This is a genomic window from Mycobacterium sp. E3298 (assembly GCF_001666895.1).
Taxonomy (GTDB): Bacteria; Actinomycetota; Actinomycetes; order Mycobacteriales; family Mycobacteriaceae; genus Mycobacterium.
In genome coordinates, this window is record NZ_LZJB01000100.1 from 1 (window position 1) to 15,862 (window position 15,862).

General features: G+C 64.7%; 10 protein-coding genes and 2 pseudogenes. 6 read left to right on the top strand and 6 right to left on the bottom strand.

What is annotated here, in order from left to right; translation table 11 throughout:
- Positions 1-760, bottom strand: a 760-nt coding sequence (locus A9X05_RS04510; RefSeq protein WP_197498926.1) for an LON peptidase substrate-binding domain-containing protein, incomplete at its 3' end; no start/stop codon positions are given.
- A gap of 160 nt (positions 761-920) precedes the next feature.
- Positions 921-2,711 carry an ATP-dependent protease LonB gene (gene lonB / locus A9X05_RS04515; protein ID WP_082970889.1) on the bottom strand — a complete coding sequence of 597 codons (1,791 nt, stop codon included), beginning with the start codon at positions 2,709-2,711 and terminating at the stop codon, positions 921-923.
- Positions 2,712-3,460: 749 nt separating this feature from the next.
- Between lonB and A9X05_RS04520 the strand changes: the two genes are divergently transcribed.
- Entirely contained in the window at positions 3,461-4,090 is a 630-nt protein-coding gene (locus A9X05_RS04520) for a hypothetical protein (RefSeq protein ID WP_156736458.1), read from the top strand.
- 54 nt (positions 4,091-4,144) lie between these two features.
- Here A9X05_RS04520 and A9X05_RS04525 read toward each other — a convergent pair whose 3' ends face one another.
- The gene (locus A9X05_RS04525; protein ID WP_197498927.1) at positions 4,145-6,670 is read right to left on the bottom strand and encodes an ATP-dependent DNA helicase; all 2,526 of its coding nucleotides are present in this window, start codon (positions 6,668-6,670) and stop codon (positions 4,145-4,147) included.
- Between the two features lie 41 nt (positions 6,671-6,711).
- Here A9X05_RS04525 and A9X05_RS04530 point away from each other — a divergent pair, with 41 nt between their 5' ends.
- The 3 genes from A9X05_RS04530 (at position 6,712) to A9X05_RS29365 (ending at position 9,389) form a co-directional block, all read left to right on the top strand.
- Complete coding sequence (locus A9X05_RS04530) at positions 6,712-8,115, top strand: MFS transporter (RefSeq protein WP_197498928.1); 1,404 nt, start codon at positions 6,712-6,714, stop codon at positions 8,113-8,115.
- Between the two features lie 236 nt (positions 8,116-8,351).
- Positions 8,352-8,783, top strand: a complete 432-nt coding sequence (locus tag A9X05_RS04535) for a DUF1641 domain-containing protein (protein WP_067779529.1) — start codon at positions 8,352-8,354, stop codon at positions 8,781-8,783.
- A gap of 36 nt (positions 8,784-8,819) precedes the next feature.
- Positions 8,820-9,389: an NAD(P)/FAD-dependent oxidoreductase gene (locus A9X05_RS29365; protein ID WP_082970890.1), complete on the top strand. Its 570-nt coding sequence runs from the start codon at positions 8,820-8,822 to the stop codon at positions 9,387-9,389.
- On the opposite strand, the pseudogene A9X05_RS04540 reads toward A9X05_RS29365, so the two are convergent.
- Positions 9,296-9,736 (bottom strand): annotated as a pseudogene (locus A9X05_RS04540) (protein translocase subunit SecD); the annotation flags it as partial. The gene A9X05_RS29365 and the pseudogene A9X05_RS04540 overlap by 94 nt on opposite strands.
- Positions 9,737-9,848: 112 nt before the next feature.
- Positions 9,849-10,187, bottom strand: a complete 339-nt coding sequence (gene yajC / locus A9X05_RS04545) for a preprotein translocase subunit YajC (protein ID WP_067268848.1) — start codon at positions 10,185-10,187, stop codon at positions 9,849-9,851.
- Positions 10,188-10,407: 220 nt separating this feature from the next.
- Between yajC and gabT the strand changes: the two genes are divergently transcribed.
- Positions 10,408-11,748 carry a 4-aminobutyrate--2-oxoglutarate transaminase gene (gene gabT / locus A9X05_RS04550; RefSeq protein WP_067779534.1) on the top strand — a complete coding sequence of 447 codons (1,341 nt, stop codon included), beginning with the start codon at positions 10,408-10,410 and terminating at the stop codon, positions 11,746-11,748.
- A 148-nt stretch (positions 11,749-11,896) separates the two neighbouring features.
- Positions 11,897-15,418: a carboxylic acid reductase gene (gene car, locus A9X05_RS04555; RefSeq protein ID WP_067779536.1), complete on the top strand. Its 3,522-nt coding sequence runs from the start codon at positions 11,897-11,899 to the stop codon at positions 15,416-15,418.
- 62 nt (positions 15,419-15,480) lie between these two features.
- On the opposite strand, the pseudogene A9X05_RS04560 reads toward car, so the two are convergent.
- A pseudogene (locus tag A9X05_RS04560) lies at positions 15,481-15,862 on the bottom strand (hypothetical protein); the annotation flags it as partial.

The following is a 15,862-nucleotide window of genomic DNA, read 5'->3' on the forward strand; positions in this document are numbered from 1 at the left end:
GCTCCTCGACTTCGCCGGCGCGGCCTTCCTTCTCGCCGAGCTCCTTTTGGATCGCCTTCATCTGCTCGCGCAGATAATATTCCTTTTGCGTCTTCTCCATCTGCTTCTTGACGCGTTGGCTGATCTTGCGCTCAAGCTCGAGCACCTCGCGCTCGTTGTTCAGGAAGTCGAGAAGCTTCTCGAGCCGGCTGCGCACCTCGACCGTCTCCAGAATCTCCTGCTTGTCCTTAATCTTGAGCGACAGGTGGCTCGTGATCACGTCGGCCAGGCGGCCGGGCTCGTCGATATCGGATACGGCGGCGAGCGTCTCCGGCGTGACCTTCTTGGACAGATTGATATAATGCTCGAACTGGCTGAGCACCGCGCGCATGAGCGCATCCAGTTCGGAATCGTTCGAATCCGGCTCCGGGAGTTCCCGGGCGACGACCTCGTAGAAGCCGTCGTTGGGCAAATATTGTTCGATCTCGGCGCGGACGACGCCTTCGACCAGTACGCGAATCGTGCCGTTCGGCAGCTTCAGCATCTGCCTGACCTTCGCGATCGTGCCCACGCGGTAAATATCATCCTGCGTCGGTTCTTCGATGTTGATCTCGGATTGCGAACAGAGCAGGATCATATGATCGTCTATCATGCATTGTTCAAGCGCCTTGATCGACTTCTCGCGGCCTACGTCCAGATGCAGCACCATGCTGGGGTAGACGAGCAGCCCGCGGAGAGGCAACAACGGCAGTGAACGGCTCTTCGTCTTGTTCGAAGCCATAAGGACGGCACCTCCTCAAGCCTAGCCGATGACGGCATAGCCCGGTATGGTTAGGATTGCCCGCAATCCGCGGCGAACCCTTCAGTCATTGTATCAAAAGAACTTGCGCGCCGCAAAAGAGCGCCGCCCCGAAGGACGGCGCTCCTACCGGCAGTCGGATTTATACGCCCGCTCCGGGCGCCGGCCTTCCGTCCCCATGAAGCGGGGGACGAGCGCCCTCGGACGTTCCCGGCGACGCCGGGGAGCCGGCGTGGAGGATGGACAGCGGAGAAGCGGCAGCGTAGGCGTCCGTAGGCAGCGGCCGGTCGGAAGCCTCCTCTTCGCCCGCCAGCCGGAGCGGAGCCTGGCCGAATACGCGGACGAACACTTCTTCCACCGTCTCGACGGGGATGACTTTGACGCCTTGAAGCCCTTCGAAGATCACTTGCCAATTTTCCTTCGGGATCAATACGGTATCCGCTCCGGACTGGAAGGCGGCCTCGACCTTGGCAAGCACGCCCCCGACCGGCTTGACGCGACCGTGAATGCTGATCTCGCCGGTCAGTGCGAGCTTGTTGTCTACGGGCTGGTCCGTAATGGCGGACGCGATGGCTACCGCCATGCCGATGCCCGCCGACGGTCCGTCGACCGGAGTGCCGCCCGGGAAGTTGATATGCAGATCGTAGTTTTCCGGGCGCAAGCCGAAGGTGCGAAGCACGGTCAGCACGTTTTCGACTGACCCCTTGGCCATGCTCTTGCGGCGCAGCGTGCGCTGTCCTCCGCCGATCTCTTCTTCCTCGACGACGCCCGTGATCGTGTACACGCCCTTGCCGGGAATCGCACGTATGGCGGTCACTTCGATCTCCAGCAGCGCGCCCATGCTCGGACCGAACACGGCGAGGCCATTGACGAGGCCGACCTGCGGCTTATCCGGAACCTTGCGGTCCGGCCGCGGAGGCAGCTGGCTGCTGTTGACGACCCATTCCAGATCGGAAGCTGCGATACGCTGGCGATTCTCGGAGAGCGCGAGCGCCGAGACCAGCTGAATCATGTTCACCGCTTCGCGTCCGTTCGTCGCATATTGCTTGATGACCTCCACGGCGTCGGGATCGCTCGGCAGGCCGAGTTTCGCGATCGCGTTGTTCGCAATGTCGCCGATCTCCGCCGGAGTGAGCGGCCTGAAGTAGATCTCCATGCAGCGGCTTCGCAGAGCGGGCGGCAGCTCGCTCGGCGAGCGCGTCGTCGCGCCTACGAGCCTGAAGTCGGCGGGCAGCCCGTTCTGGAAGATGTCATGGATATAGAGCGGAATATTCGGATCTTCCGCATGATAATAGGCGCTCTCGAGGAAAACCTTGCGGTCCTCCAGCACCTTGAGCAGCTTGTTGATCTGAATCGGGTGGAGCTCGCCGATCTCGTCGATGAACAGGATGCCGCCATGCGCCTTCGTCACCGCGCCCGGCTTCGGCTGCGGGATCCCGGCGACGCCCATGGCGCCCGCCCCTTGATAGATCGGGTCGTGGACGGAGCCGATCAGGGGATCCGCGATGCCGCGCTCGTCGAAGCGAGCGGTCGTCGCGTCGATCTCCGTGAACTTCGCCTCGAGGCGGAAGGGCGACGAAGGGTTTTTCTTGGCCTCCTCGAGCACGACGCGCGCGGCGGCCGTCTTGCCGACGCCCGGAGGACCGTATACGATCACGTGCTGCGGATTGCCGCTGCACAAAGCGGCCTTGAGCGCCCGCAATCCCTCGCGTTGGCCTACGATATCGTTCAACGAGACCGGACGCGTCTTCTCGGAGAGCGGCTTCGTGAGCGAGATGGATCTCAGCTTGCGCAGCTTGTCCATTTCCTTGCGCGACTCCCGGTCGACCGCCGTCTTGTTCGTTTTTTGATTGCGGAGCAGGTTCCAAAAGTAAATCCCGATTACGACAGCAAAAAATACTTGAACGAGCATCAAAACGGTGCCCAGTGCCATAAACCTCATCCTCTCTACTCGCGTCATGGGTCCCCATGTCCATCCGCCGGCAAGCTGGCAGCATAATTTTTAGTATTGCCCGTTTACATGCGGATATAGTCATGCAAGGATGAGGTTGGCAGCGCCGCGGGGCAGCCGCCTCGTCCAGCGCCGCCTCGGGAGCCGCAGCGGGCAGACCGCGCCTGCGGCGGCCGCGCTTGCCGCCCGGCGCGGCGCCCTCCGCGAACCCGCCGGGCGGCACCGCCGCGTCAGGCCTAGCGCCGATCGTCTCTACGCCGCGCGACTCGCCGGATTCCGCGGGCGGCTGCGCCGCGGCCCTGCACTGCCTGCAGATGCCCCTGCGCGCATTCGCTCCCGCTCGCCGCCCGGACCTGCGGCGGAACTCCGATAGCGGCTTGAGCGCGAAGCAGCTCACGCATTGCTTCAATTCTGCGGGAGCCGCTTGACTCTCCGGTGTCGATGTCGGCTTGCTCAACGCTGTCAGCTCCGTATCTCGTTAGTAGTGTTACGAACATTATACTTGATTTGGCAGCGTTTGGCTCGGCCCCCCGCCGATCCGGCGCCCTTCCTCGCCCGCGGTGCGCGGTCCGCCGCCGCTAGTCATGCCCTTCGCATCATACCTGCCGCATGACAGATGACATGACCCCGGTAACTTACAAGTCACTACGGCCCCGTGCCATAATATGCCATAGTCCAGCCCGCCCGAGGGCTTCGAGACAGATGATACGGAGGAGCGAGGAACCATGATGATGAAAAAAAACGTGCTGCGGCTGTCCGCAGCCGCGGCACTGGCCGTGGCGCTGATTGCGCCCGGCGCGGCCCGAGCGGCGGACGCGGTCGTGAAGACCGATAGCGAGAAGGGTTTTGTCGCCTTGCAGGTCGGCAACCGCGTTTTTGTGCACGACAATGAAAAACAGCTGTTCCAAACAAACGGTAAGTACCACGACGGCAAGCTGATCGATCTGTTTACGGTCCCTTACGGCCCGGCGACCATCCCGCTGATCCTCGTCTATAACGACAAGGCCGGCCTGACCGTTTTCAGCGACCTGTGGCCCGAATTCGCCAAAGGCAAAGAAAACAACACGACCGAGGAGTACATGAGCGGTCATATCTCCTTCAAGCCGATGAAAAAGGCCGCAAATCGGACGAATCACAACTACGCTGAACAAGTGGGCGACACCGTGCACGTCTACACAGCCAACGACTTCGGCGATCTGAAAAAGGGCTACCACGAATCCTACGCGGTCAAGGGAACCCTGCGCGGACTGATTTTGTACGATTGCTGTCCGTATGTCGTGCTTGAGGGCGAGGACGGCGGACTGGACGTCTTCCATCATGGGGAAAAGGGGCCCGAGAAGGCCGGCCACATCAATCTCTAACGAAACGAATCGCGATCCGCGGACGGGCGAGCGCCTAGCTGCGGATCGTTTCCGTTACCGGCTTCGATCGTACTCCGCGCCCCATTCCTCGGGGAGCAGCCGCTTGTACGGCGCCCGCGTATAGCGATCGTCTACGAGCACTAGTACGCCGCTGTCCGTCTCGGTCCGGATCAGCCGCCCGCCCGCTTGGAGGACCTTGTTCATGCCCGGGTAGACGTACGCATAATCGAACCCGGGCAGACCGGCGGCATCGTAGTGCGCCCGCATCAGATCCCGCTCGAAGCTCGGCTGCGGCATGCCTACGCCGACGATCGCGACGCCTTGCAGCCTGTCCCCCGCCAGGTCGATGCCCTCCGAGAAGACGCCGCCCAGCACCGCAAAGCCGGTCAGCGCCTCCGCGCCGTCCGCTTCGAAGGCGGCGAGATAGGCGCTGCGCTCTTCCTCGGTCATCTCAGGCCGTTGCGCCATTGTGCGCAGGGCGTTCCCGCCCTGCTCCATAAACGTCTCGTACACAGCGTTCATATACGCGTAGGACGGGAAAAAGAACAGATAACGGCCGGGCCTGCCGGAGGCAATCTCCAGCAACTTCGCCGCGATCCGTCCGCGGCTCGATTCCCGGTCGGCGTACCGGGTCGACAGCGGGACGATCTCCGTCTCCCATTGCTCGGCACGGAACGGCGAGGAGACCGATACCGAATAGTCCGTCTCTTCGGCGCCGATCAGATCCATATAATAGCCGAGCGGAAAAAGCGTCGCGGAAAAGCAGATCTGCGATCGGTATCCTTTGCGCATCTGCCGAAGCAGCCGGGAAGGATCCATGCAAAACACCTTGATCCGTACGTCCGCGCGCTGCCGTTCGGCGTACACGACGTGGCGCTCCTCGTCGTAGAGCTTGCCGATGCGCAGCCACTGAACCGACGCGAAATACGCCTCGAGCAGCATCGCATACGGATCGTCGTCCGCGACCCGCGCTTCCTCCGCATCGGTGGCAGCGTCTTCGGCGGAGGCGGGCGATCTTGTAGAGCGCGCGCCTCCGGCAAGGAGCGTACTTCCTGCGAAATGGGTGCCTTCCACGCCGGAAGCCCCCCGCTCCCGCCCGGCCAGCGCGCTCTCCGCAGCCGCCGCGAACGCCGTGACGGCTTCGTTCAGCGCCTCGGGCACCCCTTCCCGCAGCAGAAGATAGACGCCTTGTCCCTCATCCCGCTTGCGAATGGCCAGCAGCGCCGCGTCAACGGCTTTGGCCGCGGCTCGCACCGCGTCGTCCCTGCCCTTGAAGGCGCGGACGACGTTCAAAAAGTCGCGCTTCACAAGCTCTGCGGAATACATCTCGCGGGCGCGATCGGGCAGGTTGTGCGCTTCGTCGACGAGCAGCGCGCAGGCTGACTTCCATTCGGCGGCGGTTCGCTTAAGGGATATGCGCGGATCGAAAATATAGTTATAGTCGCAGATCACCGCGTCCGCTACGTAAGCAGCCTCCAGCGCCATTTCGAACGGACAGACGCGATGCTTGGCCGCATAGCGGAGCAGCTCTTCCCTGCCCATCAACGTCTCGTTCGACAGCAGATCGAGGATCGCGCCGTTGATCCGGTCAAAGAAGCCCTCCGCGTACATGCATACACCGCCCGGGCAGCCCGCGGCGCCGTCTTGTCCCGCGGCTGCGGCGCACAGCTTTTCCTTCGCGGTGATCGTCACCGCGTGCATCCGCAAGCCGCCTTCCTCAAGCCGCCTGAACGCGTCCTCGGCGGACGCGCGCGTCGTAGTCCGGGCAGTCAGATAGAAAAGGCGCTCAAGTCTCCCCTCGCCGATCGACTTCACGGTTGGATACAACGTCGACATGGTCTTGCCGATGCCTGTAGGCGCCCTGGCGAACAACTGATGCCCCGCCTCAATACTGCGGTAGACGGCGCCCGCCAGCTTGCGCTGGCCCGCCCGATACGAAGGGTAGGGAAAAGCCAGTCTCGCGATACTGTCGTCACGGGCGGCGCGGTGCCGAAGCTGAAGCTCCGCGAAGGGCGCATAGGCCGCCACGTATTCCGCGATTCGGCGCTCAAGCTCCTCGTAGTCTGCCGTCCGTTCGAAGGAGGTGCGGGCCGGCGCATCCCCTCCCGTTTTCACATAGGTCATCCTTACCTGGATGCGGCCGATCCCCTCGGCCTTCGCATACATGTAGGCATAGCAATAAGCCTGCGCCCAATGAACCTCCGGCGTCTCCGCCTCGACGAGGGGCAAGCTTCCGCTCGTAGACTTGATCTCCTCGATGGTCACATGACCGCCCTCGCCCACAAGCAAGCCGTCGCATCTTCCTTCGATCGCAAAAAGCAGGTCCCCGCAAGGAATCTCAGCTTTCAGCTGCACTTCCTTGCAATCCTGGTCCCCATAGGCTTCCTGCACCTGCTGATGCGCCTTGATCCCGTCCGCGAGCGACGCCGTCTGGCGGAACCCGCTCGTGAGATCGCCGCTTCGCAGCGCGTATTCGACCAGCGGCCTGACCGCTATCGTGACGGACTTGTCATTGTGTGTTACAATTCGGGGATTGGTCAGGGAAATGTTGAAGGTGGTCGGATGGCATTCCGGGAGCAAGAACGGCGCATGCTGAAGGAGAAGCTGGGGGATGAAGAGCGATGAATAAAGGTGCGGAATATAAGGAGAAACCCGGGCAGGAAACCATATTGAGCGCGCAGGAACGGAAGGAAGGCGAGCAGGAAACGACGATGAGCGCGCAAGAACGGAAGGAAGAGAGCGAGCAGCAGCCTCGGCGCGAGCTTGCGTTGGAGCTCGCCGAGCAGCATGAGCGCGCCGAGAAGGCTAAACGCGGTCGCCTAATCTGGCTGGCCGTCGGCATCGTGCTGATCGCGGCCAACCTTCTCGGCGCGCTCACGGCGGTCGGTCCGGTCGTGGGACGGATCAAGGACGACCTGGCCCTCTCGGGCGCAGGCGCGGGGATGCTGACGACGCTCGGCCTGCTCGCCTTTGCCGTGATCTCGCCGGTGGCGCCAAAGCTGTCCCGCCGCTTCGGCGCGGAAAATCTGCTGCTTGCCGGCCTGGCGCTGATCACGGTGGGCGTGATCGTGCGGGCGGCACCTTATGCGGCATTGCTGTTCGTCGGCACGGGCCTGATCGGCCTCGGGATCGGCGTAGGCAACGTGCTCGTGCCGGCGCTTATCAAGCGGGATTTTGAGAGCCGCGCGGGGCTCATGACCGGTATCTATTCGGTCGCGCTGACGCTCGTCGCAGGCATCGCCTCGGGCGTAAGCATTCCGATCGCCGACGCACCGGGCTTCGGCTGGCGCGGGGCGCTCGGCATATGGGGAGTCGCTGCCGCGATCGCGATGATCGTCTGGCTGCCTCAGGTCATCCGCGGTCGCAGAGAACGCCAAGATCGTGGCCGAAAGACGCCGTCCGTGCGCTTATGGGGATCTGCGCTTGCCTGGCAGGTCACGTTTTATATGGGGTTTCAGTCCATCATTTTCTATGTTAACGTCACGTGGCTGCCCGAGCTGCTGCAGGATCGCGGGATGAGCGCCGGCACGGCCGGATGGATGCTCTCGCTGATGCAGGTCATCGGCCTGCCGGCCAACTTCTTGGCGCCGGTGCTGGCGGCACGCCGCCCCAGCCAGCGCGGTATTATGCTGGTCGTAGGGGGGATGCTGCTGATCGGGTACGCAGGACTATTCTTCGATCATGGCGTGGGGCCGCTTGCGGTCCTATGGGTCATTCTGATCGGGATCGGCGCCGGAGCGAGCTTCAGCCTGTGTCTTGTGCTCTTTTCGCTGCGTACGCGCACTGCCGCAGAGGCGACCGAGCTGTCGGGCATGGCACAGTCGGTAGGCTATCTGGTGGCGGCGATCGGACCCGCATTCATCGGCTTCGTTCACGACCGTTCGGGCGGCTGGCAGGCGCCGCTGGGCGTCATGCTGGGCGTCGTAGCGCTGACGCTCGTGTTCGGTCTCGCATCGAGTCGTGCCGCCTATGTTTCCGCTTCTTCGGCGAAGTCCGCAGAATCGACACCTGCCGACACAAAATAGACACAATTTACCGTTTTAATTTTTTTACTTTTGCGACGCATTCGGGTGTAAAATAGTGGACAAGGGTTCATTTCGACCTTCCGGCTCGATTTTTCGAAGAAGCAAAAGGAAAAGCGGCACGCCTTTTTATGTGAAAAATGGTACAAATGCCGTCCGCCTCCCCGTGCCCCTTCGTCCGTCGAGACGGAGAATCGCAAGAGACCGCATGATCTTACTGTAAAGGAGGACTTTGTCTCATGACTACCACACCGCAAACGCAAGGCGCCGAGCAAGCCGTCGACGCGCAAAAGGCCCAGGATGTGCTGGATCAACTGATGAAGCCGGAGATTCAACAATCGCTCACTACGCTGGTGGACAATCTCCCCAAGCTGACCGAGATGGTGACGACGCTGACCGCAGCGTACGACTTTGCATCCGGCCTCGCGAAGGATCAGGTATTCATCAACGACACGAAGGCGGGCATCGTCGAATTCTTCACTCCCGTCGTCGACAAAGCCAAGGGACTTGCTTCCGCGGCTGTCGAAGCCGGCGATCGCGCAGAGGCTGACACGCAGACGGTCGGCCTGTTCGGCCTGCTCAAGATGCTGAAGGATCCGCAAGTGCAGAAGACACTGCGCTATACGCAAGCCTTCCTGAACGTACTGGCGGAGCGCCAGCAGCAACGCTAATCCCCAAACCACGGACTCACGAACGGAGGATGGACCATGGCTAAACAAATCTTGATTCTGGGCGGCGGTTACGGCGGATTGCTGAGCGCGCTGACGGCTCGTCAGCACTTGAGCGTCCACGAAGCGGCGATCACGGTCATCAACCGTTATCCGACGCACCAGATCATCACCGAACTGCACCGTCTGGCTGCAGGCACGATCAGCGAACCGGCGGTCGCGCTGCCGCTCGCCAAGCTGTTGAAGAACCAAGGCATCAACTTGATCATCGATACGGTCAAGGAGATCAAACCAAACGACAAGAAGGTAACGACAGCAGGCGGCGGCTCGTATACTTACGACAACCTCGTCATCGCTCTCGGCTCCGAAACGGCTTACTTCGGCATCCCGGGACTGCAAGAGAACAGCTTCGTGCTGAAGTCCGTGAACGATGCCAACAAGATCCGCGAGCACGTTCACGCGCGTCTTGACGCTTACAAAGCATCCAAGGATCCGGCCGACGCTACGATCGTCGTCGGCGGCGGCGCCTGCCCGGGCGGGGGCGCCTGCGGCGCGGGCTTGGGCTGGAGCTCCTGCGCCGGCATCGAGTTCAGCACCGGGCGGATGTAGAGACGAGCGGTCTGCCCCAGGTTGCGGGCCTCGTTGCCGTCGTTGCCGGGCACGGTGATCACCAGGTTGTCGCCGTCGACCACGACCTCCGAACCGGAGACGCCCAGCCCGTTGACGCGCGCGCTGATGATCTGCTGCGCCTGTGCCAGCGCGTCGCGGCTCGGACGTGAGCCGTCCGGGGTGCGCGCGGTCAACGTGACGCGGGTGCCACCCTGCAGGTCGATGCCGAGCTTGGGTGCGGCCCGCTTGTCGCCGGTCAGGAACACCAGCAGATAGACGCCGACGAGCAGCAACAGGAAGACGGACAGGTAGCGGGCAGGGTGCACCGGCGCCGAAGACGATGCCACGTTCCTTCTATCTCCTCGAGAATCGGTTTCTTACCCCGGACAGAGCCTAGAAAAGACTACGTGCCTCCCTCACCGCGATCGCGCCGCTGGTGGGTTTGGGCCGCAATCGCCGTCAGGAATCCTTGGTCGCCCGGTTGTCGCCGAATTCCTCCAAATCGTCGGCGTCGTCGTCCTCGGCGAGGTCGTCCTCGTCGGGCAGTATCCGGTCGCGGATCGCCAGCTTCATCCAGGTCGTGACCACCCCGGGCGCGATCTCGAGGTCGACGGTGTCGTCCGTGATCTCGACGACCGTGGCCTCGAGCCCGGATGTGGTGTGCACGCGGTCGCCCGGCTGCAACGACTCGTGCAGGTCGATGGTGGCCTGCATCGCCCGCTTCTGCCGGCGCGAGGCGAAGTACATGAACCCGCCCATGATGAGCAGGAAGGGCAGGAACAGGATCAAACTTTCCATGAACGGGCCTGTCTTTTCGTAGTGGCTTCGTAGTGGCTTCGTCGTGGCACTGAAGGCCATCGGTGGCCGGGACGACCCGCGGGCCGCGCACCTCGTACCGGCCAGTGTGCCATTGCCGCAGGTCGCCCCCGAGCGCCGCCGTACATGAGAGGCCGGGCGGGGACGCGCCGGATAGGCTTGAGTCGCGACGTGACAGGCGCGCCGCGGTGAGGAGAAGATCGTGGCCGGCCTCGAGCAGACACGCCAGCTGGTCACCGAAATCCCCGGTCCCGCTTCGCTGGAGCTGACCAAACGCCGCGCCGCGGCGGTGTCGCACGGGGTGAACGTCTCGCTGCCGGTGTTCGTGGCGCGGGCGTTCGGCGGCATCATCGAGGACGTCGACGGCAACCGGCTCATCGACCTGGCCTCCGGCATCGCGGTCACCACCGTCGGCAACTCCTCGCCCCGGGTGGTGGAGGCGGTGCGCGCCCAGGTCGCCGAATTCACCCACACCTGCTTCATGGTCGTGCCGTACGAGCAGTACGTCGCCGTCGCCGAGGAGCTCAACCGGATCACGCCGGGCTCCGGCGAGAAGCGCTCGGTGCTGTTCAACTCCGGTGCGGAAGCCGTCGAGAACGCCGTCAAGGTCGCCCGCGCGTACACCCGCAAGCCCGCCGTCGTGGCGTTCAACCACGCGTACCACGGCCGCACCAACCTGGCGATGGCGCTGACCGCCAAGTCCAAGCCGTACAAGAGCGGCTTTGGCCCGTTCGCGCCGGAGGTCTACCGGGCCCCGGTGTCCTACCCGTACCGGGACGGGCTTCTCGATAAGGAGCTGGCCACCGACGGGGAGAAGGCCGCCGCGCGGGCGATCGACGTCATCGAGAGCCAGGTCGGCGCCGACAGCCTCGCCGCGGTCATCATCGAACCGATCGCCGGCGAAGGCGGCTTCATCGTGCCGGCCGAGGGATTCCTGCCAGCCCTGCTCGACTGGTGCCGCAACAACGACGTGGTGTTCATCGCCGACGAGGTGCAGACCGGGTTTGCGCGCACCGGCGCGATGTTCGCGTGCGAACACGAGGGCATCGAACCCGACCTGATCTGCACCGCCAAGGGCATCGCCGACGGGCTGCCGCTGTCGGCGGTCACCGGCCGGGCGCAGATCATGGACGCGTCGCATGTCGGCGGGTTGGGCGGCACATTCGGTGGCAACCCGATCGCCTGTGCTGCAGCATTGGCCACCATTTCAACGATCGAAAGTGACGGGCTGATCGAGCGGGCCCGGCAACTGGAACGGCTGATCACCGAGCCGTTGCTGCGCCTGCAGGCCGGCGACGACCGGATCGGCGAGGTGCGCGGCCGCGGCGCCATGATCGCCATCGAGTTGGTCAAGTCAGGTACCGCCGAGCCCGACGCGGAGCTGACTCAGAAGCTGTCCAAGGCGGCCCATGCCGCCGGCGTCGTCGTGATGACGTGCGGCATGTTCGGCAACATCATCCGGCTGCTGCCGCCGCTGACCATCAGCGACGAGCTGCTGAACGAGGGCATCGACGTCCTGGCGGGACTGCTGGCCGCCCTGTAAGACCTGAGGGTCGACCGGCCCGGGTGGGCAATCTCACAACTTGCGCCGAGGCGCGGCCATGGTGGAATACCGTTACTTTAGCTAACGTTCTAATGGTCAGCGCATCGGCGCGAGAAGACTCAATATCTTTCATTGCGAGGGAATTTCTATGTCGACCACCAAGCACGACGAGCGGCTCGAGCGCCGCATCGAGGACCTGACCGCCAACGACCCCCAGTTCGCCGCCGCCCGCCCCGACCCGGCGGTCGAATCGGCGCTCGAGCGGCCCGGGCTGCGCCTCCCGCAGGTGATCCGGACCGTGCTCGAGGGGTATGCCGACCGGCCCGCGCTGGCGCACCGCGCGGTGGAGTTCGTCAAGGACCCGGCCAGCGGACGCACCAGGCTGGAGTTGCTTTCCCGGTTCGAGACGCTGACCTATCGGGAGCTCGGCGAGCGGGTTTCCGCGCTCGGCCGCGCCTGGTCCGACGACGAGGTGCTCACCGGTGACCGGGTCTGCGTGCTTGGCTTCAACAGCGTCGACTACACCACCATCGACATGGCGCTGGCGACGATCAGTGCGGTGTCGGTCCCGCTGCAGACCAGCGCGTCGCTGACGTCGCTGCAGCCGATCGTGACCGAGACCGAGCCCACCGTGATCGCGGCGAGCGCCAACCAGCTGCCCGACGCCGTGGAGCTGATCCTGAGCGGCTACCGGCCCGCCAAGCTGGTGGTGTTCGACTACCACCCCGAGGTCGACGACGAGCGGGAGGCGGTGGAGACCGCCCGCACCCGGCTCGCGGACACCGACGTCGTGGTCGAAACGCTCGCCGAGGTGCTCGAGCGCGGCAAGGCGTTGCCGGACGCGCCGCTCCCGGCCAGCGAGGAATCCGACCCTCTGGCCCTGCTCGTCTACACCTCCGGAAGCACCGGCGCGCCCAAGGGCGCGATGTACCCGCAGAGCAACGTCGCCAAGATCTGGCGCCGGGGCAGCAGGAACTGGTTCGGCGAAAGCGCCGCGTCAATCACCCTGAACTTCATGCCGATGAGCCACGTCATGGGCCGCGGCATCCTCTACGGCACGCTCGGCAACGGCGGCACGGCCTACTTCGCCGCCAAGAGCGACCTCTCGACCCTGCTCGAGGACCTCGAGCTGGTGCGGCCGACCGAGCTGAACTTCGTGCCGCGCATCTGGGAGACCCTATTCGGCGAATTCCAGCGCCTGGTCGAACGGCGGCTCGCCGACGGCGGCGACCGCGCAGCGGTCGAGGCGCAAGTTCTCGCAGACCAGCGTCAGTACCTGTTGGGTGGGCGCTACATCTTCGCGATGACGGGCTCCGCGCCCACCTCGCCCGAACTGCGCAGCTGGGTCGAATCGCTGCTCGAGATGCACCTGATGGACGGCTACGGCTCCACCGAGGCCGGCATGGTGTTGTTCGACGGCGAGATCCAGCGCCCGCCGGTGATCGACTACAAGCTCGTCGACGTGCCGGACCTGGGCTACTTCGGTACCGACCGGCCGTACCCCCGCGGCGAGTTGCTGTTGCGGACCGAGAACATGTTCCCCGGCTACTACAAGCGGGCCGAGACGACGGCCAACGTGTTCGACGAGGACGGCTACTACCGGACCGGCGACGTGTTCGCCGAGGTCGCGCCCGACAAGCTGGTCTACGTCGACCGCCGCAACAACGTGCTCAAGCTGGCGCAGGGCGAGTTCGTGACCCTGGCCAAGCTGGAGGCCGAGTTCGGCAACAGCCCGTTGGTGCGCCAGATCTACGTCTACGGGAACAGCTCCCAGCCCTACCTGCTGGCAGTCGTGGTCCCAACGGAGGAGGCGCTGGCCTCGGGCGACGAGGAGAGCCTCAAGCCCAAGATCGCCGACTCGCTGCAGCACGTCGCGCGCCAGGCCGCCCTGCAGTCCTACGAGGTGCCGCGCGACTTCATCATCGAGTCCACGCCGTTCAGCCTGGAGAACGGTCTGTTGACCGGGATCCGCAAGCTGGCGTGGCCGAAGCTGAAGCAGCACTACGGCGAGCGGCTCGAGCAGCTCTACGCCGAGCTGGCCCAGGGACAGGCCAACGAGCTGGCCGAACTGCGGCGCAACGGCGCGAACGCGCCCGTGCTGCAGACCGTGAGCCGGGCCGCCGCGGCCATGCTGGGCACGGCGAGCAGCGAGCTGACGCCCGACGCGCACTTCACCGACCTGGGCGGAGACTCGTTGTCGGCGTTGACGTTCGGGAACCTGCTGCGCGAGATCTTCGACATCGACGTCCCCGTCGGCGTCATCGTCAGCCCGGCCAGCGACCTGCAGGCCATCGCCAACTACATCGAGGGCGAGCGCCAGGGCACCAAGCGGCCCACCTTCGCCGCCGTGCACGGCCGTGACGCGACCGAGGTGCACGCCGGTGACCTGACACTGGACAAGTTCCTCGAGGCCGAGACGCTGGCCGCCGCTCCCAGCCTGCCCAAGCCCACCAGCGAGGTGCGGACGGTGCTGCTAACCGGCGCGACCGGCTTCCTGGGTCGCTACCTGGCGCTGGAATGGCTCGAGCGCATGGACATGGTCGACGGCAAGGTGATTGCATTGGTCCGCGCCAAGTCCGACGCGGAGGCCCGCGGCCGGCTGGACAAGACCTTCGACAGCGGCGACTCCAAGCTGCTGGCGCACTACCGGGAGCTTGCCGCCGACCACCTGGAGGTCATCGCCGGCGACAAGGGCGAGGCCAGCCTCGGCCTGGACCCGCACACCTGGCAGCGGCTGGCCGACACGGTCGACCTGATCGTCGACCCGGCCGCACTGGTCAACCACGTGCTGCCGTACAGCGAGCTGTTCGGCCCCAACGCGCTGGGCACCGCCGAACTGATCCGGATCGCGCTCACCACCAAGCTGAAGCCGTACACGTATGTGTCCACGATCGGCGTCGGCGACCAGATCAAGCCCGGCCAGTTCGTCGAGGACGCCGACATCCGGCAGATCAGCGCGACCCGCGCGATCAACGACAACTACGCCAACGGCTACGGCACCAGCAAGTGGGCCGGCGAGGTGCTGCTGCGCGAGGCGCACGACCTGTGTGGCCTGCCGGTGGCGGTGTTCCGCTGCGACATGATCCTGGCCGACACCACCTACGCCGGCCAGCTCAACCTGCCGGACATGTTCACCCGGCTGATGCTGAGCCTGGTCGCCACCGGTGTCGCGCCCGGTTCGTTCTACGAACTGGACGCCGAGGGCAACCGCCAGCGTTCGCACTACGACGGCCTGCCGGTGGAGTTCATCGCCGCGGCGATCTCCACGCTGGGCACGCAGGTGCTGGACGACGTCTCTCGAGGCGACGGGTTCCAGACGTACCACGTGATGAACCCCTACGACGACGGCATCGGCCTCGACGAGTACGTCGACTGGCTGATCGAGGCCGGCTATGGGATCCAGCGCATCGCCGACTACGGCGAATGGCTGCGGCGGTTCGAGCAGACGATGCGGGGCCTGCCGGAGCGGCAACGCCAGTACTCGCTGCTACCGCTGCTGCACAACTACCAGAAGCCTTCAGTGCCGATCAACGGTTCGATGGCACCGACCGACCGCTTCCGCGCCGCGGTGCAAGAGGCGAAAGTCGGCCCCGACAAAGACATCCCGCATGTCTCGGCGCCGATCATCGTCAAGTACATCACCGACCTGCAGTTGCTCGGACTGCTGTAAAGGCAGCAAAGACCGATCGCCAGCCCGGCTTCGGGCCGGCGATCGGTCTTTGTGTGAGCGCGTTACTGCGAAGGATGCGGCCAGCGCAGGTACGCGGCGTTGGCACCCGCCGCCGCGCCCGAGCGCTGGCGACGCCACCCGCGCTTGGGCTCCGGGTCGGCAGCCGTGCGCGGCTTGGTCAGTGCGCCCGAGGACACCTCGGCCGACTCGTACGTCGATTCGCGGTACGGTTCGACGCCCGGCGCGGCGGCGGCCACCGGCGCGACGGGCTGGACGTCACGCGCCAGCCGCACGGCCGTGCGCGCCAGCACAACTCCGCCCACGAAGACGATCAGCGCACCCAGTCCGGAGAAGTAGCTGACCTCGAGCACCGCGCGCTTGCGGTCGGTCGCGGCGACGGGATCACCGGCGGAGCCGATTCCCAGCAGCGGCGCGAACTGGCCG